Below are 24879 nucleotides of genomic sequence, written 5' to 3' on the forward strand. Positions count from 1 at the left end.
GGTTTATTGTATGTCTGACGATACTGATTCCGAAGAAATTTTTGAAGAAAAATACCCCATTGTAACAATAGAAGACGAGATGCGTGGCTCTTATCTGGAGTATGCAATGAGTGTCATTGTTGGAAGGGCATTACCAGATGTAAGAGACGGTTTAAAGCCAGTTCACAGACGCGTTCTTTATGCCATGGATGTTCTTGGCAACGATTACAATAAATCATATAAAAAATCGGCCCGAGTTGTGGGCGATGTTATTGGTAAGTATCACCCTCATGGTGATACTGCAGTATATGACACTATTGTTAGAATGGCACAACCATTTTCAATGAGAAACGTTCTTGTAGATGGACAAGGAAATTTTGGTTCGGTCGATGGTGATCGTGCTGCAGCAATGCGTTATACAGAAATACGTATGACAAAACTCTCACATGAGCTTTTAAGAGACTTAGAAAAAGAGACTGTTGATTTTATTGATAACTATGATGGTTCTGAAAGTGAGCCTTCAGTTCTACCAACACGTGTTCCAAATTTATTAATCAATGGATCTTCAGGAATTGCTGTGGGTATGGCCACAAACATTCCACCTCATAACCTTACAGAGGTCACAGAGGCCTGCTTGAGGTTTATCGATAATGAAGATATTTCAATTGATGAGCTTTTAGAAATCCTACCTGGACCAGATTTTCCAACTGCTGGAATCATTAATGGTGCGAGTGGTATTCGTGAGGCTTATGAAACAGGTAAAGGCAAAATATATTTACGCTCTAGATCTCATGTCGAGGGCGAAGATAAACTTAGTATTGTAGTTACTGAGCTCCCATATCAGGTTAATAAGGCTAGATTAATTGGTAAGATTGCAGAACTTGTTAAAGATAAGAAGATTGATGGTATTACTGGCCTAAGAGATGAGTCAGATAAAGATGGTATGAGAATGGTTGTTGAGCTAAGGAGGGGTGAAGTACCTGAGGTTATGCTTAATAACCTTTACAAGCTTACAGAAATGCAAACTGTCTTTGGTATTAATATGGTTGCAATAGACCATGGAATGCCAAAATTAATGAACCTGAAGTCTATCCTAAGTGCATTTATTGCTCATAGAAGAGAGATTGTCACTCGCCGTTCAATTTTTGAACTTAATAAGGCAAAAGATCGTGCTCACCTATTAGAGGGATTGTCTGTAGCTCTTTTTAACATTGATGAGGTTATTGCTCTTATTAAAGCTGCCCCTAATCCAAGTGAAGCAAAAGAAGGCCTAGTTGCAAAAGTCTGGAAGGGTTCCGTAATTCAAGAGCTTATTGGTGATAGAGATATGGCTCAATTCAAGCCTCAAGATTTAGGCGCTAATCTTGGTCTTCAAAAGAATGGAGATTATCAATTATCAGAAAAACAGGCCCAGGCGATTCTTGATTTAAGACTTCATAGGTTAACTGGTCTTGAAAAAGATAAGATATTTAATGAATTTAATGAACTATTAGAGCAGATTAAAGCTTTGCTCGATATACTTCAAACACCAGACCTTTTGATGGATGTCATTCGCAAAGAGCTAACTGAGATCAGAGATAGTTTTGGTGGTCCTCGCATCACTGAAATTATTGAGCACAAAATAGATTTAACTCTTGAGGATTTGATAGCTCAAGAGGATCGTGTAGTAACTCTTTCCCATGGCGGGTATGTCAAAGCTCAGTCTCTCAGTGATTACCACGCCCAACGAAGGGGAGGTAAAGGAAAGGCTGCAACGAAAATGAAGGATGAGGATTTTGTTGATCAATTATTTGTTGCCAACTCACATGACACAGTTCTTTGTTTTTCCTCTACAGGAAAGGTCCACTGGTTAAAAGTTTATGAGCTTCCAATGGCTTCTAGAATTTCAAGAGGAAAGCCTATTATCAACTTACTGCCTCTCGAAAAAGATGAGTCAATAAATGCAATCTTGCCAGTTAAAGAGTTTACCGATGATCAGTTCGTATTTATGGTTACGAGTTCTGGAACTTGTAAAAAAACTTCACTGCAAAACTTTTCTCGTCCAAGAAAGGGTGGCATTATAGCTATAGAATTGAGAGATGATGATAAATTGGTTGGGGTTGAAATAACTGCTGGAGAGCATGATATATTGCTTTTCTCTTCTGCTGGAAAATCAATACGATTTAGAGAGTCTGATGTTCGATCAGTTGGAAGAACTGCGATTGGTGTTAGAGGTATTCGATTAGCAAATAATGATAGGGTAGTTTCTTTAATTGTTGCTGAATCAAGTGACCCTATTTTAACAGCTACTGAGAAAGGCTATGGTAAGAGAACTCTTTTGGATGAATATCGTGCCCAAGCTAGAGGTGGTTCTGGAGTAATTTCAATAAAAACATCAGATCGAAATGGTCAAGTTGTTGGTGCTATTCAGGTAACTGATGAGGATGAAATGATGCTTATTTCAGATAAAGGGACTCTTGTAAGAGCCCGTGCTGCAGATGTTTCAGTAATTGGTCGAAATACTCAGGGCGTAACACTAATTAATATAGCGGAAGATGAAAAATTAGTTTCAGTTGCTAAAATTGCTGAAACTGATGATGAGGATAGTAATGATGAGGATACTAATGATTTAAATAATGATGCGGTATCGTCTGAGCCAGAAGAGTAGTTATTTTTTATTTAATTAAATATATTAAATTTCATTTTGAACTACAACTTTTAAATGGATGAGCTTTATCTTTTTTTACATTAAGAAAAACTAGCCTCTTTTTTTTTAAAAAACATCAAAAACCTATTATTCTATTGCTATAATCTTATCAGAGTTTGAAATTATTCACTCTATATCTGTATATAAATTAATCCTTTAGGAGAAAGAAAATATGAATATTAAATTTATCACTAAGGTATTTGGTGCAACTGCTACTGCATTTTTATTAATGTTTAGTACTGCCTCAAATGCTGCATGTGGAAAAATAACTATTGCTGACATGAACTGGGCATCAGCTTCTTTGATGGCTAATGTTGACAAGGCTATGCTGGAAGCAATGGGCTGTGAAATTGAGCTAGTTGCTGGTTCTACTATGCCTACATTTACTTCAATGAATGAAACTGGTTCACCAGACGTTGCTCCAGAAATTTGGGCTAATGCAATGGCTGATCTAGTTGATAGTGCTGTTGGTGCGGGTCGTTTACACATTGGTAATATAGCTCCAATGTCAGGTCTTGGTGAAGGCTGGTGGGTTTTACCTGCTACACTTGATGCACATCCTGAGTTAACTTCAGCTGAAGCAATTCTTGCACGTCCTGACTTATTCCCTGACAAGGAAGATCCTTCAATGGGTGCTTTCCATGGTTGTCCTGCTGGTTGGGGTTGCCAATTATCAAACCAAGCTCTTTATGACGCGTTTGATATGGAAGCAAAAGGTTGGAAGTTAATCGATCCTGGTTCAGCTGCTGGACTTGATGGTTCAATTGCAAAAGCTTCAGAGAGTGGTGATAACTGGTTCGGTTATTACTGGAATCCAACTTCGTTAGTTGGTAAATATGACATGCAGGCTATCGATATGGGCTCTTATGCTGGTGACGATAACTGGGTAGGTTGTGTTGCTGTCGCTAGTACTGGTTGTGAGGCTTCATCTTGGATTAATTCTCGAGTGAATACACTACTAAGTGACAACATGTACTACAACGGTCCAAGTGATGCGATGAAGTATTTTGAAGCTCGTACATGGCCTGGTTCTGTAATGAATCAAATGCTAGTATGGATGGAAGATACTGGAGGAACAGGAGCTGACGCTTCTGTTGAATTCTTATCATCTCATGGAGACGTATGGAAAGCTTGGGTCAGTGCAGATGTTGCTGCCTCAGTAGAAGCTTCTCTATAAAGGTTCAAAGAAACCAGTAAAACTTTTTTAGTTATTCTGGTTTTAGGTAAATACTAATTGCCCGTAGATTTTATGATTACGGGCAATTTTTATGATTAAGGACTAAATATCAGTCTTTAATCATAAAAATTATTTATTTTGGATAAGTCATTTTTAATTTAAGTTTAAATTGAATTGCAATTTGAAGAAAAAAAATGTTTAAATTAAAAGAGTTTAAAAGAGTTTAAAGGAGTTTAGTATGTCGGCAGTTAGGCCAATCCCTCAACAGTCAATAATAGAGTGTATTCCGCCAGCATCTGAAATTGCAGATCTAAGAATACTTGGGAAAGATTTAAACTTTATCCAAGCGATGACAAAAAGAGCTGATGACTTAACAGCTCAAGCTCTAAATGCTACAGAGTATTCTCAGTTGGTTCAAATAACGGATAGTTTTGTAAAGCTTACTGATCGGGCAGAAGCCAAAACGAAAACGTTAAAAGAATTAGCAAACGACTCTAATCGATTAACCGAAGTTAACAATTCTGCAGAACTTCTCGAAAAGGTTCAGTTATTAGCTCAAGCCCTAGAGAGTAAGACTCAAGAGCTTTCTGGTCTCTATAGTTCAAACGAAAACTCATTATTAGAAAACTATGGTAGCACTATTAATGAGCTAATAAATAAGGTTGACTCTATAACTACCCCTAATGAGGTTATTTCTTTATTTGCTGAAACAGAAACTTTATTTAAAGCTATTAGTGAAAATGCGCGATATATAAATAATAATCCAAAGGCACAAGAGTTGCTTGCTAAGGTTGAAGAGCTTTCAAGTATATATTCAGATAAAGCAGAGCAATATACTGATTCCTTTATGAGTGAAATGGGTTCTCAAATTGCATTACTAAATCAAAAAATTACAGGTCTTAAAGGAAATATTGATTTCCTTAGTTCAAATTCTTCAATCCAAACTCACTTAGATCAATTGTCACAAATTCGTGAGCAAGTGAATGCCTCATCCTCAATATATAAGAATTACCCTGGTGTTCGAGATATGATTTATAACTTAGATACGCTAAGTATCTCTACCCATGCAAAAGTTAAGGATATGGCAGAGAGTAATGAAATAGTTTCAGATTTAATGCCTTATATAAATGATTCAGAGGCTCTTTCCAGAGCTGTCAAAGAAGCTGCTATTAGAACCGATGTCTCGACTGTTGAGAATGTCCTAATGCCATTAGTAAATAAAGCAAATGAGTTAAGTGCGAAAGTAAACGAGTTAGCTGGCCTCTATGAAGCGGGTAATTATGGTGATATTAAAGTAAGAGCAGTGGCTAGTTTTGATAAAACTGTGGAAAGACTGGATAGGCAGTATATCTCTATACGATCAACTGATCCAGAGGCTTTGGCTGCAAATATAAGTGGTTATGCTAACGATGTTGGATTAAGTATTAACGCAATTCGCCCAGTCAACCCTGAGTCGCAAATTCAATACTTTAGTAGCATGGCTTCTCGAGTTGGAGATTCAATAACGACTTCAGACTTTAGTATATTTGTAAACAATGTAATATCAATACCTGGGGATGTAATGATGAGTTCTCGTAACTGTGTTGATGCTGCTTTCAAAGACTTTACAAGAGAGTTTGGGAGTAATATTGAGGCTTTCTTTGATCCGTTAATGTTTTTTTTAGTTTGGCTCGAAAGGCTATTATTATCAACACCATGGCCGATTTTTTTAGGGGTAGCAGGAATTTTAGCCTGGTTAGGCTCTAGAAGTATTAAGGTCTCAATTTCAGTTATGTTTGCATTCTTTGCAATTGGATTTTTAGATATGTGGGACCCTATGATCTCAACTGTAACAATGATTTCAGCTGCAACACTTCTATGTTTGACATTAGGAATGCCTCTTGGTGTATGGATGTCAAAGTCCGAAAGAGCACAATCAATAATAACTCCTGTACTGGATATTATGCAAACAATCCCTCCATTTGTATATCTTATTCCTGTTGTTATGATGCTAGGTATTGGTAAGGTTCCTGGATTAATTGCAGTTTGTATCTATGCTATGCCACCTATTGTGAGGTTAACAAATTTAGGCATACGTTTAGTTGATAAAGAAGCGATGGAAGCAGCAGATGCATTTGGAGCAACATATAGGCAAAGATTGTTTATGGTGCAAATACCTTTGGCTCTTCCAAATATTTTTGCTGGGATAAACCAGACTATTATGATGGCTCTAGCGATGGTTGTTATTGCCTCAATGATTGGAGTTGCAGGACTTGGACTACCAGTACTCCAGGCTGTTCAAAATCAATATTTATCAATGGGTACTCTAAATGGGCTTGCAATTGTTGCCCTGGCAGTTATTTTTGATAGAGTTTCTCAAGCATTTGGTACTAGGATTCAAAAACACCGTTCTGGAGATGTCCTATGACGCAGGATATAAAAATAAAAATTTCAAATCTGACAAAGATTTTTGGACCTAAGGCAGAGTCTGTTTTAAAACATGTCGATAACGGGATGGGGAAAGATGATCTCCTTAAGGAGCATCAGCATGTTCTTGGACTAAGTAATATTAACCTTGACCTGGCAAACAAGAATATTGAAGTAATTATGGGTCTTTCAGGCTCTGGAAAATCGACTCTTATTCGTCATATCAACCGACTTATTGAACCTACCGCTGGCTCTATCATGATTGGTGGTGAGGATGTGATTCAAATGCCTATGGAGCAACTTCGTAAGTTTAGGCAGCAAAAAACAGCGATGGTTTTTCAAAGCTTTGCATTGTTACCTCATAAAACAATTTTGGATAATGTTTGCCTGGGTGTTCACTTACAGGGTGTGAAAGGTGATGATGCCATTACTAGAGCAAAAAAATGGATTGATCGAGTAGGCTTAACAGGTTATGAAGATCGCTACCCATCTCAACTATCAGGTGGAATGCAACAACGTGTTGGTTTGGCTAGAGCTCTTACTTGTGATACCGAAATATTAATGATGGATGAGGCCTTTAGTGCCCTTGATCCTTTAATTCGAAGTGACATGCAAGACTTACTCCTAGAACTGCAACAAGAGCTTCACAAGACAATTGTTTTTATTACTCATGACCTTGACGAGGCTCTTAAAATTGGTGATCGCATCGCCATTTTAAATGGTGGAGAGTTGGTCCAACATGGTACAAGTCAGGAAATTTTAATGACACCTGCAGACGATTATGTAAGAGACTTTGTTAAAAAAGTAAATCGCTCGCATGTGCTTCAAACTAAATCTGTTATGACAGATCAAAAGCCATCAAAGGGCTCTAAATCAATTGCAGTTAGTGATATGGATTCAATCGATTCTGCTTTGTGTGAGATGCTTCGTGAAAATGCTGACTGTTGCATTATTCAAGATTCAAGTGGTTCAGATGTTGGTTATTTAAATAAGAAGGATATTGCTGAGGTTGTTAAACCCTTAGAGGTATAAAAGACTTAGTGCTCTCTTGTAGAGTTAAACTTTAAATTTGGATGACGCTCAATAGTGAGTTGAAGGTTCACCATACTGGGCGCTAAATAAGATAACATTCCAGAACTATCAATTGCAACATTATTACCAGCTTTTATTTTAAGCTGATCAATATCTTTGTCAGATCCTACTACCCATCTTGCGGTAGCTACATTTATTGTTTCAAATTGACAGTCCACGCCATATTCATACTTAAGTCTGTGGGCAACAACATCAAATTGCAATATTCCTACAGCTCCTAAAATTTGAGAGCTATTTGAGATGGGGCGAAATACTTGCGTTGCACCCTCTTCAGAGAGTTGATCAAGACCTTTTTGGAGGGCTTTTGCTTTTAAAGGGTCTTTAAGTAATGCACGCCTAAAAAGTTCTGGTGCAAAATTTGGGATTCCTTGAAAGTTGATTTTTTCTCCTTGAGTAAAGGTATCTCCAATGCCAATACCTCCATGATTATGAATCCCAATAACATCCCCAGCATAAGCCACTTCAGTAGAGCTCCTTTCTCGAGACATAAAAGTTACAGCGTTAGCAATTTTTATTTGTTTACCTGTAGAAACTTGAAGAACTTTCATACCTTTTTGGTACTCACCACTTACGATTCTCATAAAGGCTAATCTGTCATGGTGTTTTGGATCCATATTGGCTTGAATTTTGAAGACAAAGCCTGTTAACTTTTCTTCATCTGGGGACACAATCCTTGAGTCACTCTCACGACTTTGAGGAATTGGTGAGTATTTGATAAAGCCATCAAGTAAATTTTCAATACCAAAATTATTAATTGCAGATCCAAAAAAAACTGGTGTCTGTTTACCTTCTAGAAAATCTTTTAAGTTGAAAGGATTAGTTGTACCACTAATCAGCTCGACTTCTTCTCGAGCCTCATGAGCAAACTCATTACCTAAAATTTCATCTAGTTGAGGATTATTGATACCTTCAATAATTGTGTTTTCACCTATTTTTGCATTCTTACCACTTTCAAATAAATAGACCTTATTTTCTAGAAAATGAAATACACCTTTAAAGCCTTTACCCATTCCAATTGGCCAAGTTATTGGAGAGCATTCAATATTTAAAACTGATTCAACTTCATCTAAAAGATCAATGGGTTCTCGACCCTCACGATCCATTTTATTAATAAATGTTAGGATAGGAGTATCACGAAGTCTACAGACTTCCATTAGTTTGATAGTTCTTTGTTCAACACCCTTAGCAACATCAATAACCATCAAGGCAGAGTCTACAGCGGTTAGAGTGCGATAAGTATCTTCAGAGAAGTCCTCATGACCTGGAGTATCTAATAAATTTATAATATGATTATCATAAGGGAACTGCATTACTGATGAGGTAATAGAGATGCCTCTTTCTTTTTCCATCTCCATCCAATCACTTGTAGCATGACTATCAGCTTTTCTTGCTTTAACACTTCCAGCGGTCTTAATTGCACCACCATAAAGAAGAAGTTTTTCAGTAACAGTGGTTTTCCCAGCATCTGGATGAGAGATGATCGCAAAGGTGCGACGCTTAGAGAGTTCAGACATATTAGTTAAGTCTTAGGAAGGGTGACGCCAGTTTGACCCTGGTATTTTCCATCTCTATCTTTATAAGACGTCTCACATACTTCGTCTGATTCAAAAAAAAGCATCTGAGCAACACCTTCATTGGCATATATTTTTGCTGGTAACGGTGTGGTGTTAGAAAATTCAAGGGTCACATGTCCTTCCCATTCAGGCTCAAGTGGAGTGACATTAACAATAATCCCACATCTTGCATAAGTTGATTTTCCTAAGCAAATAACAAGAGTCGAACGAGGAATTTTAAAGTATTCAATTGTGCTTGCTAGGGCAAAAGAATTAGGAGGAATAATGCATTCATTGGAATTGACCTCAACAAAGCTTTGCTCATCAAAATTTTTAGGATCAACAATATTATGATTAATGTTTGTAAATATTTTAAATTCTGTCGAACAGCGAACATCATAGCCATAGCTTGATGTTCCATAAGAGATAATTTTTTGATCATTTACCTTGCGGAGTTGATAGGGTTCAAATGGAGAAATCATGCCTTCTTCTAGAGACATTTTTCTTATCCAATTATCAGACTTTATACTCATAAATTTATATTTTACAGTGCCAAAGTATTTGTATTATCGAATCTTTATACTGGCTAGACTAATTAGAACTAGTATTAGGGTAATTATCCAAAAGCGAACAATAATTTTTGGTTCAGCTAGTCCTTTTTTTTCATAATGATGATGAAGGGGTGCCATCAAAAAAATCCTTTTTTGAGTTCTTTTATAATAACTTATTTGAATTATTACTGACAAGGTCTCAGCTACAAATACGCCTCCCATTAAGATTAATAATATCTCCTGATGAACAATTATTGCAATTACTGCTAATATTGCACCTAAGGCTAATGATCCTGTATCACCCATAAATATCTCAGCTGGATAAGTATTAAACCAAAGAAAGCCAAAACCTGCCCCTATTAGTGCAGCACATAATACAAATACTTCTCCAGTCCCAGGCATGAATGGCATATTAAGATAGCCAGAGAAATTATAGTTTCCCCCAATATATGCAAAAACTGCTAAAGCACCACTAATCAGAATAACGGGCATTATTGCAAGACCATCTAGACCATCTGTAAGATTGACAGAGTTGGAGCTTCCTACAATTGCAAACCAACCAATAATTAAAAACCCAAATATATTTAATGGGATAATAAGATCCTTAAAGAAAGGAACTAAAAGCTCAGCACCAATTGTTTTAGAATTTAAGCTAATTAACCATATACAAATTAATATTGCACTAATTGATTGTGCTACGATTTTTTGTCTACGACTTAGACCATCTGAGTTTTGTTTTTTAATTTTCAGATAGTCATCCATAAACCCAATCGAACTAAAAAGCAGTGCTGTAACTACTACAATCCAAAGGAAAGGATTATTCCAGTCTCCCCAGATAATAACACTTAAGAAAAAAGCAAAAAGAATTAAAACCCCTCCCATTGTTGGCGTACCTTTCTTTTCAAGATGAGACTCTGGACCATCATCCCTGATTACTTGGCCAATTTGATAATGTTGAAGTTTTGATATAATCCATTTACCAAGAACTAGAGTAATTAAAAGCGCAGTCATCATTGCAAATACTGCTCTAACAGTTAGATAGCTTAAAACATTAAAGCCTGAATCAAGTGAAGAAAGGAAGCTTATTAGTTCAAGAAACATTACTAATTACCTTTAGCTTCAATAAGATTTATTTCAAAAATTAAATAAGAATCTTGGGGGATATTTGTTTGTTGGCTTGAGGCACTTCCAAAAACGTCCTCATATAATGCAATAATAGTTCGTTTTTCACCAATAGACATTTGAGCAACGCTACTATCAATTAAGCTAAGTATGTCGCCACTTCCAATTGTAAATTGAATTGGATTGCCAGGTTCACGAATAACCTGACAACAATGTGCAATAAGAGCAATATCAACTGTAACAACCTGACCTTTAGTAGCCTTTAATCCATTACCTTCATTGTTTACCTCACTAAAAATACCTAATTCATCTTTTAAAGCGTTAGGATAATTTGATGAGACATAATTTTCAAAGTCTTTAATGCGTAATTCTTGCTGCGCAATTAATCCCTCATTGATAATCAACATTTGGGCTCTAAATGATTCCTCATTAGCTAAAAATTGATTAGCATCATCTCCAATACGCTTTATCACTAAACTTTCAATAGTGTCTCCTTGCTTAATTGAATTGACAACATCCATACCATTAACAACAAAGCCAAATACGCTATGCTTTCCATCTAACCAGGGAGTTGCAACATGTGTAATAAAAAATTGAGAGCCATTCGTATTTGGCCCTGAGTTTGCCATTGAAAGCACTCCTGGTTTATCATGTATAAGGTCACTAAACTCGTCTGAAAAGTTATACCCAGGTCCTCCAGTCCCATTACCCGCAGGATCCCCACCTTGAATCATAAAGTCTTCAATAACGCGATGAAAGGATATTCCATCATAAAAAGGAACACCCAGCTCCTTGTTGCTATCTTTTGTGCCCTCAGCAAGCCCTATAAAATTAATGACAGTGAGGGGTGCTTTTTCATATGCAAGCTCTACAATTATTTCGCCCTTATTGGTATTGATATGGGCATATATACCATCTTCTAAGTTGGCAAATGAAAGTGAAGAAAATAAGAAAGTGAAGATAAGTATAAGTGATCTCATAATAACCCTAAAAAAAATAATTATTAATGATACCGAATATCATAATTATTTTTGTATTGATACGTTAAAATATGCTCGGTTTCTTGAAAAAAATCCAACTCTAGTGAATTGTTGGTTTAATTATTAAAGATGGGGAAAAGTTTATGTCTCTATTGATTACAGAAGAATGCATTAATTGTGATGTCTGTGTTCCTGAGTGCCCTAATGAAGCAATTTATATGGGTGACGAAATCTACGAAATAGATGGTGATCTTTGTACAGAGTGTGTTGGGCATTTTGATGAGCCTCAGTGTGTAGAGGTTTGTCCAGTTGATTGTTGTCTTCCTGACCCTGATAGGGTTGAAACTGATGAGGTATTATTAGCGAAAATTAAAGACTAAAATTTACAAAGTTTCTTTTAGTGCCGCCAAACAAAGTTCAATATTTTCTTTCCTTGATGTGTGACCCATTAACCCAATTCGCCATATCTTTCCAGAAAGGATTCCAAGACCTGCGCCAATTTCAATGTTGTATTTATTAATTAATGATGAGCGCACCTTTTCATCATCGGTATTTTTTGGAATAAATATACTATTTAGTTGAGGAAGACGACTCGATTCATCAACTAGGAAGTTAATTCCTAAATTTTGTAGCCCATCCCTAAGAAGAATATGATTATCTTGATGACGCTGCCATGAATTTTCTAGCCCTTCTTCAGTAAGCATAATCAAGGACTCATGTAAGCCGTATAGAGTGTTAACTGGAGCAGTATGATGATAGGCTCGTTTTGCGCCCTTACCCCAGTAACCCATTACTAAGTTCAGATCTAAAAACCAACTAGTAACAGCCTTTTTTCTATGTGTGATCTTGTGAATTGCTCTTTCACTAAAACTAACAGGTGAAAGCCCAGGCATTGCAGATAAGCATTTTTGTGAACCAGAGTAGATTGCATCAATACCCCATTCATCAACCCTTAATTCTGAACCTACTAACGAAGTTACAGCATCAACAATTGTTAGACAGCCATATCGATTGGCAATTTGACAAAGTAATTTTGCATCTGACAGGGCTCCTGTTGAAGTTTCAGCATGAACGAACGCAACTATTTTAGTATCAGGATTTTCAATTAAGGCTTGTTCAAGTTTGTCTGAGCTTACTGGCTTGCCCCATTCATCTTCAATAACTACTGCATGACCACCAATTCTTGTTACATTCTCTTTCATACGAGAACCAAAGACACCATTAATGCAAACAATTACCTTGTCACCTGACTCAACAAGATTAGTAAAACAAGCCTCCATACCTGCTGATCCAGGGGCAGAGATAGGCATCGTTAGCTCATTATCAGTTTTGAATGCATACTTGAGCATTTCTTTAATTTCATCCATCATATCTATAAATACAGAATCTAAATGGCCTATTGTTGGCCTTGACATTGCTTCAAGAATTCTTGGATGAACATCTGCAGGCCCAGGACCCATTAAGACTCTAGAAGGGGGAATAAAAGATTTCATTTTTTTTGATATGAAAATTAATTTAAATAAAAAATATTATTTTAATTATCATAGATGCTGTAAATTTTTTTATTAAAAAAATTCATAACTAATTGAATTTTATTTTTAAAAAAACTAATTTTTTTGTTGCCAATAAATTAAGCCTTGAGTATTAATTTTTACATCAAGGTCAAGCCTTTCTCTACAAAAATTTAGATCTGCAACGCCAATTTTTGAAAGTCCTTTTAAAAAGTATTCCATCATCTTTTCACGAATAATTAATTCTGCATCATTATGGGCGGCATATTTTTTTGCCAGATCGCTTACAAATTTGATGCCATCTATCAACTGCTCAACAACCTGCTTTGAGGGCTTAATTGCAGAAAAATGCGTTAAGCAGACTCTATGAGGATTATATTCCATTATTTTATTGATACTCTCAACAAGCGCCTTAGGATCAAACTGAACAGGGCTAGTACTTGGGAAAATATATACTTCACCATCCTTATCAAGATCTCTATATGAGATTCCAAATGTATCACCTGTGAACATGGTTCCTGTTTGTTTATCCCATATACAAAAATGATGTTTTGCATGTCCTGGGGTATCAATAAATTTAAGTTCTCTACCTTCAAAATCTAGTAGAAAGTTGTCTTCTGCTTCAATAACTTTATTTGCCTCTATTGGAATAATATCTCCATAGAGTTCTTTAAATTTCTTTTCACCATAAACTGCCGTAGCCCCTGCAATTAATTTTTGAGGATCTATCATATGTCGGGCACCACGAGGATGAACTATTAGCTTTGCATCTTTACATTGTTTCATGAGTTGACCTGCGCCACCGGCGTGATCAAGATGAACATGAGTAGGTATGACATAAGCTACATCTGAAAAACTTAGGCCATCTTTCTCAAGTGCTTTTTGGATATTTGACACACTAAAGTAATTTCCAGTCTCAATTATGGCAACTTTATCATCCTTTCTTAGAATATATATTGAGGCAAAGTCTTTACTGTAATAACCTGAATCGATAACTTTAATTCCATTTGCAATCTTTGTCATATTTACTCGAATAGTTATAAATTTATGAAAACATTCAAAGTGCTTTATATTTATTAATTATTGTATACTTTATCTAGAAAAAATATTACTTTTTCTAATATGAATAATCATAACAACTGAGGGTTGGATGTCAGTAGTTTCTCAGTTTTGCTTTATAAATACTTCAATCAAGAATTCATATATATTGGCACTCTAAAGGAACTTATTCAGTCTTTAAAAATGAGATATTAAAGCAACTAAATGGCTAGAAGAAGAAAACTCAAAGAAAAAATCTATGAACTAGATATCGAATCCTTGTCTCATGAGGGTAGGGGTATTTCTCATTATGATAATAAAATCATTTTCACTCGTGGCGCACTCCCTGGTGAGAAAGTTATTGCATCTCGCTCTCTTTCTCGATCAAAGTACGAGGAAGCAGACATGATTGAAATACTTGAAAAATCACCTGATAGAATTAAAGCAAAGTGCGAAGTTTATGGAGTATGTGGAGGATGTTCTTTTCAACACCTTTCTTCAGAAAATCAAATTAGTGTTAAAGAGAGCTGGCTAAAAAGTGCTTTTATGGGTCAAGCAAAAAGTGCACCAAAAAAATGGCTAAATCCACTTCAGGTTGATAGTTGGGGTTATCGGCGAAAAGCTCGATTAGGGGTTCGCTATGTAGCGAAAAAAGAAAAAGTGCTTGTAGGCTTTCGTGAAAGGAAGTCCTCATTTATTACAGTAATGAGTCGCTGTGAGGTTCTTCATCCATCACTTGGTGAAAATCTTGAGCTACTAGGAGAGTGTATTGGTAAGTTAAGTATCAAGACACATGTCCCTCAAATTGAGGTTGCTATTGCTGAATTAGATACTATTCTAATTCTAAGGCATCTCGAACCATTAACTAAAGAAGATGAAGTTATTCTTAAAGAATATGGAGATAAGCTGGCTATCACTTGGTACACTCAGAGCGGTGGTTTAGATACTGTTAGGCCTTTAATTGATAACATAAATTTAACTTATTCTATTAAAGATCACAATATTGAGATGACTTTTTTGCCTAATGACTTTACTCAGGTAAACTTTGAAATTAACCAAAAAATGATCAATTTAGCAATTGATTTATTAGAATTAGATGCTGATGATGAAGTAATAGACCTTTTCTGTGGGTTAGGCAACTTTACCCTACCAATTTCTCGATATGTTAAAAGGGTAGTTGGTATAGAAGGGGATAAGGGTTTAGTAGAAAGGGCTAAATCAAATGCCATAATGAATGCTATTACTAATACCTCTTTTTATAAGGCAGACCTTTTTGACGATGTCTCAGGCTCTGAATGGTTTAGGGGTCAGAAGTATAACAAAGCTCTTATAGATCCAGCAAGAACTGGTGCAATAGAAATAGTAGAGCTGCTTCCAAAGTTAGGTGTTGAGCATTTAGTCTATGTTTCATGCAATCCTGCTACTCTAGCGAGAGATACTGCTCGATTAATTGAATTAGGGTTTAATTTGATGAGCGCAGGGGTAATGGATATGTTTCCACAAACAGCCCACGTGGAGTCAATTGCTGTCTTTAAACGTAAAAAATAAATTTGATTATGTTAATATTGATTAATTCTTTGGGAAAAATAAATGAGCTATAAACGTGACTTATTGCCAAAAATGGCATTAGAAAGACTAAGTGATAATCCAGGCGCTCTCTTCGTTGATGTGAGGAGTAAGGCTGAGCATAAGTATGTTGGTTATCCTGAGAATTCAGTCCTTATACCATGGATAGACGAGCCAAATTGGGAGCCAAATCCTGATATTTTTCATGATGCAGTGATTGAAGCATTAGGTAACCGTAACGATAAATTAGAGTCAGAAGTGATTTTGATTTGTAGAAGTGGGTTTCGCTCAAATGAGGCACTAAAGTGTCTTCAATCTAAGGGCTTTAATAATGTAGCACATGTTGCTAGTGGTTTTGAAGGTGACCTTGATGAAAATAATCATCGTGGGAATCTAAATGGTTGGAGGTATGACGGTATGCCTTGGACTCAAAGCTAAACTATCTCAAGGTTAGCGTAAGAGCTAATTAGCCACTTTGTTCCAGCTCTTTGAAAATTAATTTGCAGTCGCATTGAATCGCCACTACCCTCATAATTTAAAATAGTGCCAAGTCCAAATTTAGCATGCTTAACGACCTGACCAATTGAATAAATTGAATCTGAAGTCGCAATCATCTTATTACTTACATTAGTATTTTTTTTATATCCTTGGTAACTATTTTCAGTGCTTTCATTTTTAATATAGTTCAAAAAACTCTTTGGTATTTCATCAAGAAATCTAGAACTTAGTGAATAAAAAGATTGACCATGAAGGAATCGCCGACTAGCATAAGAGAGTGTTAAAGACTTCATAGCTCTGGTCATTCCAACATAACAAAGGCGTCTTTCTTCATCAAGAAGATGAGGCTCATCCTTGCTTTGTCTGGAAGGAAATAAATCCTCTTCCAAGCCTACTAAAAAAACTACAGGAAACTCCAGTCCTTTTGCCGAATGCACAGTCATAAGTTGAACAGAACTCTGATTACTTTGATTAGACTCGCCACTAGAGTCTAGTGTTGCAAGAGCAATAAAACCTTGGGTTTCATTCATTTCATTATCTTCTTCATGAACATATTGCGTTGCAGCAGTTACAAGTTCGTCAAGATTTTCACGTTTACTTCCTGCTTTGTCACTTTTATCATTAGCGTAGTGAGACATTAACCCAGATTGTAAAAGGATAGAGTCTACTTTTTCATCAAGTATAAGATTTTTTGAACTATCACTAATTGCTTCAATTAGATGAATAAAGCTTTGTAAAGCGTTTGCTGCTCTTGATGGGAGGCTATCAATAATAGCAATTGATGACTGAAAAAGGTTAGTTTGATTTTCGTTTGCATAAGACCTAATTTTTTCAATCGTAGAAAGACCAATCCCACGGGTTGGAAAATTCACAATCCTCTCAAAAGCGATATTGTCTGAAGTATTCTCAATAAGTCGGATATAACCCATTGCGTCTTTTATTTCAGCTCGCTCAAAAAATCGTAAACCACCATAGATTCTATAATTCAGATTTTGTTTAATTAGAGATTCTTCAAAGACTCGAGATTGCGCATTTGAACGATAGAGTATCGCGCATTCATCTAGATTCCTACCCTGATTAAATTGAGTTTGGATTTCACCAACAACATATTGTGCTTCCTCAGTTTCTGTTCTTGCGTTTAATACATTTATCAAGTCACCATCACCTGACTCCGTCCAAAGAGACTTTTCAAGACGGTTTTGATTATTAGCTATTAAGGCATTAGAAGCACTAAGGATATTTCCAGTTGATCGATAATTTTGCTCAAGCTTAATAACTTGTATTGGTTTGAAATCATTCTCAATCTTTTGAATATTTTCAATTTTGGCTCCTCTCCAGCCATAAATGGACTGATCATCATCACCAACACAGAAAACATGATTAGTTTGATTATGAAGTATTTTAATAAATTGGTATTGAATTCGATTAGTATCTTGAAACTCATCAACTAAGATATGGCGAAACTTATTTTGATAATGCTCTAAAAGAGATTGATTATTTTTTAAGAGCCCATAACTTTTTACCAATAAGCCAGCAAAGTCAACCAAGTCATTTACTTGACAATGCTTCTCATAGAGGTCAAAAACATTTGCACTTTGCTTTACAAAAAAGTTGTATCCTGCATCTATCTCATGAGGGAGGATGCCTTCATCTTTCTGTTGATTAATAAACCACTGAACTTTTTTTATTGGAAATTTTGTTTCATCTACGCCATTTTCTTTCATCAAGCGTTTAATAATTCGAAACTGATCTTGAGCATCTAGAATTTGAAATGTTGGCGAAAGGTTTGCCTCTATAGGGTGAGTTCTCAGAAGTCTATGAGCAAGTGAGTGGAAGGTGCCAACCCACATCCTACCAATTGGTCTTCTGAGAAGATCACTCAAACGCTCTTTCATTTCATTAGCAGCCTTATTGGTAAAGGTAACTGCAAGGATGTCATCGACATGATAATTCTTTGTTGAAACTAAATAATGTATTCGATGCGTTAAAACCCTTGTTTTGCCACTTCCAGCACCTGCTAAGATCAGAGCGTTAATATCTTCATCTAGTGCAACTGATTGCTGCTGCTTTTCATTTAATCCATCAACAATAGGGGGAGAAATCATATTAAGTAATTGAGTACATATAGATATTATTCTTAGTAAATATCATCGTTATATTAGTCAGTATAGATAAATTATAATCACTAATTGAATCATTATAATGATGACTGATTATTTAATAGTGGTTAAGCTAATTAACTAGTAAATATAGATGAATAAAACCTGGAATGAAAGTGTTAGAAATTCTTTAAAAACTGCTAGTGACTGTAATGAATATTTTGATCATGATGGGTTCCAAGAGGGTAGTTTTCCAATCAAGATTCCTCTTGAGTTTGCCCAAAGGATTAATAAGTCAGACCCCTTAGATCCTCTACTGTTGCAAATCCTGCCCAAGGAAACTCAAAGCTCTAATGATTTTCTTGATTCACCTGTTTCTGATGAGAGGCATTCTCCAGTTAAGGGACTGATTCATAAATACCCTTCAAGAGTCCTCTTAATTTCGAGTAGTGTTTGTGCAATTCATTGCCAGTATTGCTTTAGGCAAAACTTTGATTATCAGGATAATGACATTTTAAAAAACTGGCCTGATATTGATAGCTATCTTTCAAGGAGTAAAGAGGTCAATGAGGTTTTATTAAGTGGCGGTGATCCTCTTACGTTGAGTGATAAAAAACTTAGCAAAATATTAAAAAAAATTGAAAGCATTAGACATATAAAAACGCTGAGAATTCATACAAGGACAGCCGTAGTAATTCCTTCAAGAATAACTAAAGAAATAATATCAATGCTTAATAAAACTAGATTAAAAGTAGTGATTGTTTTTCATATTAATCATGCCCAAGAAATATCAGATGACTTTATAAAAAATGTAGAGGCTCTAAGGAATCTTACATTACTTAATCAGTCAGTATTTTTAAAGGATGTGAATGATGATGCAAAAGTCTTAGCTAAATTATCCTATAAGCTTTTTGAGTCATCTATATTGCCATACTATATTCATCTGCTAGATAAAGTAACAGGCGCAGAACGTTTTTTAATTTCGGATAACAAGGCTAACGAAATTTTTATAAAGCTACAGAAACTAGTTCCAGGATATTTACTACCCAGACTTGTAAGGGACGAGGGAGGTGAGTCTAAGAGATTGGTATTATAAATTTATTGAGATCTTCGATCGTTACTTCACCCATAAATGTTTGTAGTAATTCTCCTTCTGGGCTGTAAATTTGAGTTGTTGGCATTCCTAGAATTTCACCAAAATTTGAGTATTCTGAGTCATTCCGATGATCATAAAGTATTATTGGATAATTAATATTGAAGCGTTCAATAAACTCATTAATAATTTCTATGTTGACAGGTTCAAAATCAAGACCCAATATCTCTACATGATCAGAGTTTTCTTTATAGAATTTAACAAATGCGGGAATCTCTTTTAAACAAGGCGTACACCAAGTAGCCCAAAAATTAACTACAAGATACTTCCCTTCAGTATTTTTTTCTGTAAATACATTTCCCTTTATATCAATCAACTCAAATGTTAATTCTGGTTGTTGCTCATACCATGGCATCAAGGGTTTTGCCCAGTCAACTATATCAGTAATGCTTAGCGCCTGGCTAGTATGAATTGGCGATATAAGCAAGAGTATAATAAGAAATTTTTTCATGAGTAAAATTAATGAGTGCTAAGATTTATCACAATACACGCTGCTCTAAATCAAGAGCAACAGTTGCCATTTTAGAACAAAATGATGTCGACTTTGAAGTTGTTAACTACCTAGTTGAACCACCAAGTGAAATAGAACTTAAAGATATTTTGAAAGATTTGGGGATAAGTGCCCGAGAGCTTATGAGAAAAGGGGAGACTAAATACAAAGAGCTTGGATTATCAGATAAGTCATTAAGTGAAAAAGAGCTGATTAGCGCAATGCTCGAATTTCCAATACTTATTGAGCGCCCTATAGTAAGAACTGAAAAGGGTGTTGCTATTGGCAGACCACCTGAGAATATTAACGCAATTATCTGATCTACTTTTATTCCCGATGATATGGATGATTACTAATTAAGCTAAAGCCCCTATAGATTTGTTCGACTACTAGTAATCTTGCCATTGAATGAGTCAAAGTAAGATTTGAAAGTCCCCAGAGGTGGTGGCATTTTTTCTTAAATTCAGAGGATAGTCCATCAGCACCGCCAATAATTAGCGCAACATTTTCACTTTGGAGCTGCCAGCTTTCAATTGATTTTGCAATTACTTTACTCGACTGCTGACTGCCCATCTCATCAAATGCAATTAGAATAGTAGAATCTTTTGCTGCTTCAAGAATAAGCTTTGATTCGAGTTCTTTTGTTTTTTCAGTGCTATCTGATTTTCGGCTTTGAGAGTCTATAGCAGTAATTGTAAAATGGTAATGAGAAGGAAGTTGTTTTTGGTAATGCTCAATACCAGTCGAGATCCAATTGGGCATCTTCCTACCAATTGTTATAAGGTTAATCCTCATCTTCCTCACTAGTCCATAATTTTTCTAATTTATAGAATTCCCTAGTTTTTTCAGTCATGACATGGACAATTACCTCTCCAAGATCAACAAGAACCCATTCGCTAAATTCTGCTCCCTCAGTTCCAAGGACCATCATATTTAGCCTTTTTGCCTCCATACTAACATTGTTAGCTATACCCCTGACATGCTGAATTGATCGACCAGTTGCTATAATAATTGCCTCCATATCGACGCACTGACTCATAACATCTAGAGTAACAATATCTTCACCCTTTAGGTCATCAATAACATTTTTGACAACACTTATTTGTTCATCAAGATTCATAAATTATTTAGGTAGTTAATAACGGATTTAGGCAAGAATTTATCAAGACTTTGATTTTCAGAAATTCGACCTCTAACAGCAGTTGAAGAAATATTTATCATTCCAGTATTAGAAAAATATAACAATCCATTTGCTTCAGATTTAATTTGCTTAATATCTGAACTAACCTCAAAAGTTTCAAGACCTTTTACAAGTGGTTGTTCGCCTTCTCTTGGCAGAACAATCAAATGAATTATTTTAGAGAATTCATCCCAATTTTTCCATGTTTTAAAATTAACAAAGCTATCCATACCAATCACTAAACAAATTGATTCATTATTAAGTTTAATTTTTAAGTTCTTAAGAGTGTCAATCATATAAGAGTTTCCACCTCGATCAATCTCACTAGTGTCAACTTCAAGTTCAGAGAAATCTTTGAGCCCAAGATTTAGGATTTCAAGTCTTTGAGAGGCTGTGTAATGAAGAGGTTGTCTATGAACTGGTTGATTGCAAGGTAATAGAAGCATCCTGTTGAGACCAAGTTCATGTTTTATAAATTTTGCTGTTTTAAGGTGCCCCAAATGAATGGGATCAAAAGATCCGCCATAAACTCCTATCATAACAAGGCGTTGACCTCTTCTAATGTCATAGGGGACATTGGATATTTTCTTGTTGAGTCATGAACGTGCATGCGATAACGAACAAACGTGTCTTCATCTTCAATTAATAAAAACGGATTAGCCCTTTTTTGTTCTGCGATTGTAGTTGATATTTCTGACCCATAGTTGTGCCCACATAACAAAATAATATTATCATCTACTTGAGATAACAATTTTTTGAGAGAATGAAATAAAGTGATAGGATTAGAGCCCTGAAGACTACAAATACCAACACCATAAACAAATAAAGTATCACCAGCAATTAAGTGCTCATCAAGAAGATAACAAACACCTCCAGCAGTGTGACCAGCTGTTTCAATAACTTTAATATTTAATTCACCTAGCTTTATAGTATCTCCATCAGACACAGCATGGACTTCATTTTCAATATTTAGATGTGGAATCTCGTTTATGCCCGCAGTTATTTTTGCACCAGTCATATTGGCTATATCATCCACTGCATTAGTATGATCACCATGCCAATGAGTTACCAAGATGTCAGTTAAGGTATATCCAGATTCCTGAATTTTTTCTATAAATAAATTAGGTTCCCATGCAGGGTCTACTATTGCACATGTTTTAGTTGCCTTATCGAAAATAAAATGAATTGAATTTTCAAGGGCACCAATGTGGTAGAGCACATCTATTGAATAATTTTTACTGTCGAATGTTTGTTCCATAATACCAATATTTTACCAATTTTGACTTGACTAAAAGAGGATACAGATTATAATCTACGTTTTGCTAAACAACCTAGTTATTTGGGGCTATAGCTCAGCTGGGAGAGCGCTTCGCTGGCAGTGAAGAGGTCGGCGGTTCGATCCCGCCTAGCTCCACCAAGCAAAAAATGTTTTTAATGTCGCGTTCGTCTATCGGTTAGGACTCCAGGTTTTCATCCTGGCAAGAGGGGTTCGATTCCCCTACGCGATACCAAATTTGTTATTTATTATAGTGCTTTGTTAAATTTCCTTTCGTTAGGAAACCCTTTCTGTCCCGTTCGTCTAGTGGCCCAGGACGCCAGGATTTCATCCTGGAAACAGGTAGTTCGAATCTCCTACGGGACGCCAATTTAAATTAGGAAGGTTTATAATTAGTTTAAGTCTTTTTTTGCTACAATCCTAATACCTCCTAACTTCCCATTAGAAAAATTTTGGCCAACAAAATTGTAGAATGAGCTCAAGCTTTCAAAAACTTCTTTACCATGCACTCTTATATTTCTATCTTTTTCAGAATTATAGGTTTTAATTCTAGTTTTAGTAAATTCTGTCCAGGAATTTGACATATCTTCACTAGAAACCACACTAAATCCATTATGCTCAAGGTTTGAGATGTATTTATCAAAAGAGGGGAGATGCTTTCCATAAATTTCTTTTTCAATATCTTTAAGTTCAGCATCACTTAAATCAACCCTACTAGTTATATCTTCTGTATAAAAAAAACCATTTAGATTTAATAAATCATTTAGCTTTGTTAATAAAATTTTATGATTTGTTATATGATACAAAGTAAGCCAACTAACAACAGCATCAAATTTTTGGCCCTTAAAATCATAATCAAGTATGTCTCCGCAAAGGTGATTTACTTTAGTGGCTAGGCCACATCTATTGGTTAGGTTACTGGCTAAGTTATTTTGATCTGATTGGAGTTCAATCGCTGTTACTTTGGCACCCGTTTTGCTGGCAATGTACCTTGCTGGTCCTCCGATACCTGAGCCAACGTCTAATATTTTTGAATTACTATTTATTTCAAGTAAATCAATAGCAATATCAATTGCATCTGTTCCATGATAGTGAAATTGATCAAATTTCGTTAAATCTTTAATTGATAGATTATCTGAATCTGATTTGCCTATTTCATTAAGTTCATTAAATATCCTATCTACATTATTGTAAAGGTTCATAGATTTGATATTTAAGCTGCCATTCATTATTTAAGAAATTAAATTAGCCAATCCTTTACCTTTATGAAAATTTCAGAGTCTTTACTGGCAAGTCTCTCAACCACACCAAAGTGATCTACATCAGGCTCTGCATGATAATCAAGAGGAGCATCATGATCTTTCCATTTTTCAACAAATTGATTGGTTTGCCAATGGAATTCAGGCGTCTCTGCACCACCAAGAGTTACGAGAATTGGAGCATCTGTTTTTGGTTCAAAGAAATGTGGGCTTAATTCAAGGCTTTCATTGTCATCTAAGCCCAGAGCATCACCAATTGTTGTTTCTCTAATAGGATCAAGTTGATAAAGTCCACTTATTGGTATGCCAGTTTTTACTATATCCTGAGGAAGGTCATTAGCTATTTTTTGCCAGTCCGTTGCAAGAATCATACCTGTAATATGACCACCAGCTGAGTGACCAGAGACATTAATTCGATTTTTTGAAATTGAGTGCTTATCAGCATTTCGCCACAACCAAATGATAGCCTCTTGTATTTTTTCAACAATATTGGTCATGCTTGCATCTGGGCATAGTTGATAACCTATAAGAGCAACATCGATTCCTGACTTTACAAATGACTCAGCTACAAAGCTATAGAATGATTTATCACCTCGCTGCCAGTACCCGCCATGAATAAAAATGAATAGGGGGGCATTATCTTGTCCACAACGAAAAATATCTAGCTTATCTTTTTCACCACTTCCATATTGACAATCAATTGATGAATCTACAGTAGCTCTGAAAGCTGCACTTCTTTTAGTCCATTTATTAATAAGTCCATCAAAATCATCAACTAATAATCTGACGTTGTAACCCTTTTCTAATATTGGGTCAATGGGTTTAGTTCTTGTCATTTAAAATCCCTTTTTTAGTTAGTTCTATTTTTATAAAAAGTATCTTTGTGGATAATTAGTCCATCACGGAATGTCAAGATATCAATGCTCAAAAAGTCTTGAATTTCACCAGATTTGAGTTTTGCAAGTCGATGAAATTCACAATAAGCTTTGTCGCCAGAAATCCGGGTGTCAATTGGGGTCCATTGGACACTCTCAACATTATTAAATAGTCCCTCGAATATTTTTCTGATATTATCCAAACCAGAAAACCGAGTACCATTAATATTAGGTCCTGCTGCATGGTCGAATAGTGCATCTTCTGCAAAAAATGACATTACTTTATCAATATCATTTTGATTGTAGGCATTAGTAATTTTAGCAAGCAGGTCAGAAGTTATTCCTGCCTCTTTTGTTGATGTATTTGAATTGGAGATTGACATAAAAG

The 24879-nt window shown here is 35.6% G+C and carries 24 protein-coding genes and 3 tRNA genes; 12 read left to right on the top strand and 15 right to left on the bottom strand.

Features of this window, described 5'->3' with window-relative positions:
• Nucleotides 1-10: 10 nt before the first annotated feature.
• From gyrA to CRN91_RS03840, 4 genes are all read left to right on the top strand, one after another.
• Complete coding sequence (gene gyrA, locus CRN91_RS03825; RefSeq protein ID WP_114115122.1) at nt 11-2626, top strand: DNA gyrase subunit A; 2616 nt, start codon at nt 11-13, stop codon at nt 2624-2626.
• Nucleotides 2627-2837: 211 nt separating this feature from the next.
• Entirely contained in the window at nt 2838-3842 is a 1005-nt protein-coding gene (locus tag CRN91_RS03830) for a glycine betaine ABC transporter substrate-binding protein (RefSeq protein WP_114115123.1), read from the top strand.
• Between the two features lie 238 nt (nt 3843-4080).
• Nucleotides 4081-6249, top strand: a complete 2169-nt coding sequence (locus tag CRN91_RS08755; protein ID WP_114115124.1) for an ABC transporter permease subunit — start codon at nt 4081-4083, stop codon at nt 6247-6249.
• Entirely contained in the window at nt 6246-7280 is a 1035-nt protein-coding gene (locus tag CRN91_RS03840) for a quaternary amine ABC transporter ATP-binding protein (protein WP_114115125.1), read from the top strand. Before CRN91_RS08755 ends, CRN91_RS03840 begins: the two co-directional genes overlap by 4 nt.
• A gap of 5 nt (nt 7281-7285) precedes the next feature.
• On the opposite strand, the gene CRN91_RS03845 is transcribed toward CRN91_RS03840, so the two are convergent.
• The 4 genes from CRN91_RS03845 to CRN91_RS03860 are packed head-to-tail and all read right to left on the bottom strand — an operon-like array spanning nt 7286 to nt 11546.
• Nucleotides 7286-8854, bottom strand: coding sequence for a peptide chain release factor 3 (locus tag CRN91_RS03845; protein WP_114115126.1), 1569 nt, complete (start codon nt 8852-8854; stop codon nt 7286-7288).
• 5 nt (nt 8855-8859) lie between these two features.
• Entirely contained in the window at nt 8860-9426 is a 567-nt protein-coding gene (gene dcd, locus CRN91_RS03850) for a dCTP deaminase (protein ID WP_114115127.1), read from the bottom strand.
• A gap of 33 nt (nt 9427-9459) precedes the next feature.
• Nucleotides 9460-10545 carry a phospho-N-acetylmuramoyl-pentapeptide-transferase gene (gene mraY / locus CRN91_RS03855; protein WP_114115128.1) on the bottom strand — a complete coding sequence of 362 codons (1086 nt, stop codon included), beginning with the start codon at nt 10543-10545 and terminating at the stop codon, nt 9460-9462.
• Between the two features lie 2 nt (nt 10546-10547).
• Nucleotides 10548-11546, bottom strand: coding sequence for a peptidylprolyl isomerase (locus tag CRN91_RS03860; protein WP_114115129.1), 999 nt, complete (start codon nt 11544-11546; stop codon nt 10548-10550).
• A 143-nt stretch (nt 11547-11689) separates the two neighbouring features.
• Here CRN91_RS03860 and CRN91_RS03865 point away from each other — a divergent pair, with 143 nt between their 5' ends.
• Complete coding sequence (locus CRN91_RS03865; RefSeq protein WP_114115130.1) at nt 11690-11926, top strand: YfhL family 4Fe-4S dicluster ferredoxin; 237 nt, start codon at nt 11690-11692, stop codon at nt 11924-11926.
• A 3-nt stretch (nt 11927-11929) separates the two neighbouring features.
• Here CRN91_RS03865 and CRN91_RS03870 read toward each other — a convergent pair whose 3' ends face one another.
• Together CRN91_RS03870 and CRN91_RS03875 are read right to left on the bottom strand one after the other, a co-directional pair.
• Entirely contained in the window at nt 11930-13039 is a 1110-nt protein-coding gene (locus CRN91_RS03870; protein WP_114115131.1) for a pyridoxal-phosphate-dependent aminotransferase family protein, read from the bottom strand.
• 114 nt (nt 13040-13153) lie between these two features.
• Nucleotides 13154-14080, bottom strand: a complete 927-nt coding sequence (locus CRN91_RS03875; protein WP_114115132.1) for an MBL fold metallo-hydrolase — start codon at nt 14078-14080, stop codon at nt 13154-13156.
• A gap of 240 nt (nt 14081-14320) precedes the next feature.
• Between CRN91_RS03875 and rlmD the strand changes: the two genes are divergently transcribed.
• Both rlmD and CRN91_RS03885 read left to right on the top strand, forming a co-directional pair.
• Nucleotides 14321-15643, top strand: a complete 1323-nt coding sequence (rlmD, locus tag CRN91_RS03880; protein WP_114115133.1) for a 23S rRNA (uracil(1939)-C(5))-methyltransferase RlmD — start codon at nt 14321-14323, stop codon at nt 15641-15643.
• Between the two features lie 42 nt (nt 15644-15685).
• A complete protein-coding gene (locus CRN91_RS03885) occupies nt 15686-16099 on the top strand; it encodes a rhodanese-like domain-containing protein (RefSeq protein WP_114115134.1) in 414 nt (137 codons plus the stop codon).
• Here the strand turns inward: CRN91_RS03885 and uvrD are convergent.
• Nucleotides 16096-18264 (bottom strand): DNA helicase II, encoded by a 2169-nt coding sequence (gene uvrD, locus CRN91_RS03890; RefSeq protein WP_114115135.1) that lies wholly within the window; start codon nt 18262-18264, stop codon nt 16096-16098. The genes CRN91_RS03885 and uvrD overlap by 4 nt on opposite strands.
• A gap of 148 nt (nt 18265-18412) precedes the next feature.
• Between uvrD and CRN91_RS03895 the strand changes: the two genes are divergently transcribed.
• A complete protein-coding gene (locus tag CRN91_RS03895) occupies nt 18413-19354 on the top strand; it encodes a KamA family radical SAM protein (protein WP_114115136.1) in 942 nt (313 codons plus the stop codon).
• On the opposite strand, the gene CRN91_RS03900 is transcribed toward CRN91_RS03895, so the two are convergent.
• On the bottom strand, nt 19335-19862 hold the full coding sequence (locus CRN91_RS03900) for a TlpA family protein disulfide reductase (RefSeq protein WP_114115137.1): 528 nt from the start codon (nt 19860-19862) through the stop codon (nt 19335-19337). The two genes, CRN91_RS03895 and CRN91_RS03900, sit on opposite strands and share 20 nt — an antisense overlap.
• Nucleotides 19863-19873: 11 nt before the next feature.
• On the opposite strand from CRN91_RS03900, the gene arsC reads away from it, so the two are divergent.
• A complete protein-coding gene (arsC, locus tag CRN91_RS03905; protein WP_114115138.1) occupies nt 19874-20221 on the top strand; it encodes an arsenate reductase (glutaredoxin) in 348 nt (115 codons plus the stop codon).
• A gap of 7 nt (nt 20222-20228) precedes the next feature.
• Here the strand turns inward: arsC and rlmH are convergent, their stop codons facing one another.
• The 4 genes from rlmH to CRN91_RS03925 are packed head-to-tail and all read right to left on the bottom strand — an operon-like array spanning nt 20229 to nt 22339.
• Complete coding sequence (gene rlmH, locus CRN91_RS03910; protein ID WP_254424969.1) at nt 20229-20663, bottom strand: 23S rRNA (pseudouridine(1915)-N(3))-methyltransferase RlmH; 435 nt, start codon at nt 20661-20663, stop codon at nt 20229-20231.
• A gap of 22 nt (nt 20664-20685) precedes the next feature.
• The gene (rsfS, locus tag CRN91_RS03915) at nt 20686-21021 is read right to left on the bottom strand and encodes a ribosome silencing factor (protein WP_114115140.1); all 336 of its coding nucleotides are present in this window, start codon (nt 21019-21021) and stop codon (nt 20686-20688) included.
• On the bottom strand, nt 21018-21620 hold the full coding sequence (gene nadD, locus CRN91_RS03920; protein ID WP_114115141.1) for a nicotinate (nicotinamide) nucleotide adenylyltransferase: 603 nt from the start codon (nt 21618-21620) through the stop codon (nt 21018-21020). The genes rsfS and nadD overlap by 4 nt, the downstream gene beginning before the upstream one ends.
• The gene (locus CRN91_RS03925) at nt 21617-22339 is read right to left on the bottom strand and encodes an MBL fold metallo-hydrolase (protein WP_114115142.1); all 723 of its coding nucleotides are present in this window, start codon (nt 22337-22339) and stop codon (nt 21617-21619) included. Before CRN91_RS03925 ends, nadD begins: the two co-directional genes overlap by 4 nt.
• 83 nt (nt 22340-22422) lie before the next feature.
• Between CRN91_RS03925 and CRN91_RS03930 the strand changes: the two genes are divergently transcribed.
• From CRN91_RS03930 to CRN91_RS03940, 3 genes are all read left to right on the top strand, one after another.
• Nucleotides 22423-22498 (top strand) — tRNA-Ala (locus tag CRN91_RS03930).
• Between the two features lie 19 nt (nt 22499-22517).
• Nucleotides 22518-22592 (top strand) — tRNA-Glu (locus CRN91_RS03935).
• A gap of 57 nt (nt 22593-22649) precedes the next feature.
• Nucleotides 22650-22726: transfer RNA gene (locus tag CRN91_RS03940), tRNA-Glu, on the top strand.
• Nucleotides 22727-22749: 23 nt separating this feature from the next.
• Here CRN91_RS03940 and CRN91_RS03945 read toward each other — a convergent pair.
• Genes CRN91_RS03945 through CRN91_RS03955 form a run of 3 tightly spaced genes read right to left on the bottom strand, consistent with a single transcriptional unit; the run spans nt 22750 to nt 24874 of the window.
• On the bottom strand, nt 22750-23586 hold the full coding sequence (locus CRN91_RS03945; RefSeq protein WP_114115143.1) for an SAM-dependent methyltransferase: 837 nt from the start codon (nt 23584-23586) through the stop codon (nt 22750-22752).
• An 11-nt stretch (nt 23587-23597) separates the two neighbouring features.
• The gene (locus tag CRN91_RS03950) at nt 23598-24452 is read right to left on the bottom strand and encodes an alpha/beta hydrolase (protein WP_114115144.1); all 855 of its coding nucleotides are present in this window, start codon (nt 24450-24452) and stop codon (nt 23598-23600) included.
• Between the two features lie 14 nt (nt 24453-24466).
• A complete protein-coding gene (locus CRN91_RS03955) occupies nt 24467-24874 on the bottom strand; it encodes a nuclear transport factor 2 family protein (RefSeq protein ID WP_114115145.1) in 408 nt (135 codons plus the stop codon).
• Nucleotides 24875-24879 lie beyond the last annotated feature (5 nt).

This window comes from Candidatus Thioglobus sp. NP1, from assembly GCF_003326015.1.
Classification (GTDB): Bacteria; Pseudomonadota; Gammaproteobacteria; order PS1; family Pseudothioglobaceae; genus Pseudothioglobus; species Pseudothioglobus singularis_A.

Excerpts from the sequence above, each read along its gene's own strand:
- gyrA (WP_114115122.1), top strand. The coding sequence starts at position 11 with ATGTCTGACGATACTGATTCCGAAGAAATTTTTGAAGAAAAATACCCC.
- CRN91_RS03830 (WP_114115123.1), top strand. The coding sequence starts at position 2,838 with ATGAATATTAAATTTATCACTAAGGTATTTGGTGCAACTGCTACTGCA.
- CRN91_RS08755 (WP_114115124.1), top strand. The coding sequence starts at position 4,081 with ATGTCGGCAGTTAGGCCAATCCCTCAACAGTCAATAATAGAGTGTATT.
- CRN91_RS03840 (WP_114115125.1), top strand. The coding sequence starts at position 6,246 with ATGACGCAGGATATAAAAATAAAAATTTCAAATCTGACAAAGATTTTT.
- CRN91_RS03845 (WP_114115126.1), bottom strand. The coding sequence starts at position 8,854 with ATGTCTGAACTCTCTAAGCGTCGCACCTTTGCGATCATCTCTCATCCA.
- dcd (WP_114115127.1), bottom strand. The coding sequence starts at position 9,426 with ATGAGTATAAAGTCTGATAATTGGATAAGAAAAATGTCTCTAGAAGAA.
- mraY (WP_114115128.1), bottom strand. The coding sequence starts at position 10,545 with ATGTTTCTTGAACTAATAAGCTTCCTTTCTTCACTTGATTCAGGCTTT.
- CRN91_RS03860 (WP_114115129.1), bottom strand. The coding sequence starts at position 11,546 with ATGAGATCACTTATACTTATCTTCACTTTCTTATTTTCTTCACTTTCA.
- CRN91_RS03865 (WP_114115130.1), top strand. The coding sequence starts at position 11,690 with ATGTCTCTATTGATTACAGAAGAATGCATTAATTGTGATGTCTGTGTT.
- CRN91_RS03870 (WP_114115131.1), bottom strand. The coding sequence starts at position 13,039 with ATGAAATCTTTTATTCCCCCTTCTAGAGTCTTAATGGGTCCTGGGCCT.
- CRN91_RS03875 (WP_114115132.1), bottom strand. The coding sequence starts at position 14,080 with ATGACAAAGATTGCAAATGGAATTAAAGTTATCGATTCAGGTTATTAC.
- rlmD (WP_114115133.1), top strand. The coding sequence starts at position 14,321 with ATGGCTAGAAGAAGAAAACTCAAAGAAAAAATCTATGAACTAGATATC.
- CRN91_RS03885 (WP_114115134.1), top strand. The coding sequence starts at position 15,686 with ATGAGCTATAAACGTGACTTATTGCCAAAAATGGCATTAGAAAGACTA.
- uvrD (WP_114115135.1), bottom strand. The coding sequence starts at position 18,264 with ATGATTTCTCCCCCTATTGTTGATGGATTAAATGAAAAGCAGCAGCAA.
- CRN91_RS03895 (WP_114115136.1), top strand. The coding sequence starts at position 18,413 with ATGAATAAAACCTGGAATGAAAGTGTTAGAAATTCTTTAAAAACTGCT.
- CRN91_RS03900 (WP_114115137.1), bottom strand. The coding sequence starts at position 19,862 with ATGAAAAAATTTCTTATTATACTCTTGCTTATATCGCCAATTCATACT.
- arsC (WP_114115138.1), top strand. The coding sequence starts at position 19,874 with ATGAGTGCTAAGATTTATCACAATACACGCTGCTCTAAATCAAGAGCA.
- rlmH (WP_254424969.1), bottom strand. The coding sequence starts at position 20,663 with ATGCCCAATTGGATCTCGACTGGTATTGAGCATTACCAAAAACAACTT.
- rsfS (WP_114115140.1), bottom strand. The coding sequence starts at position 21,021 with ATGAATCTTGATGAACAAATAAGTGTTGTCAAAAATGTTATTGATGAC.
- nadD (WP_114115141.1), bottom strand. The coding sequence starts at position 21,620 with ATGATAGGAGTTTATGGCGGATCTTTTGATCCCATTCATTTGGGGCAC.
- CRN91_RS03925 (WP_114115142.1), bottom strand. The coding sequence starts at position 22,339 with ATGGAACAAACATTCGACAGTAAAAATTATTCAATAGATGTGCTCTAC.
- CRN91_RS03945 (WP_114115143.1), bottom strand. The coding sequence starts at position 23,586 with ATGAATGGCAGCTTAAATATCAAATCTATGAACCTTTACAATAATGTA.
- CRN91_RS03950 (WP_114115144.1), bottom strand. The coding sequence starts at position 24,452 with ATGACAAGAACTAAACCCATTGACCCAATATTAGAAAAGGGTTACAAC.
- CRN91_RS03955 (WP_114115145.1), bottom strand. The coding sequence starts at position 24,874 with ATGTCAATCTCCAATTCAAATACATCAACAAAAGAGGCAGGAATAACT.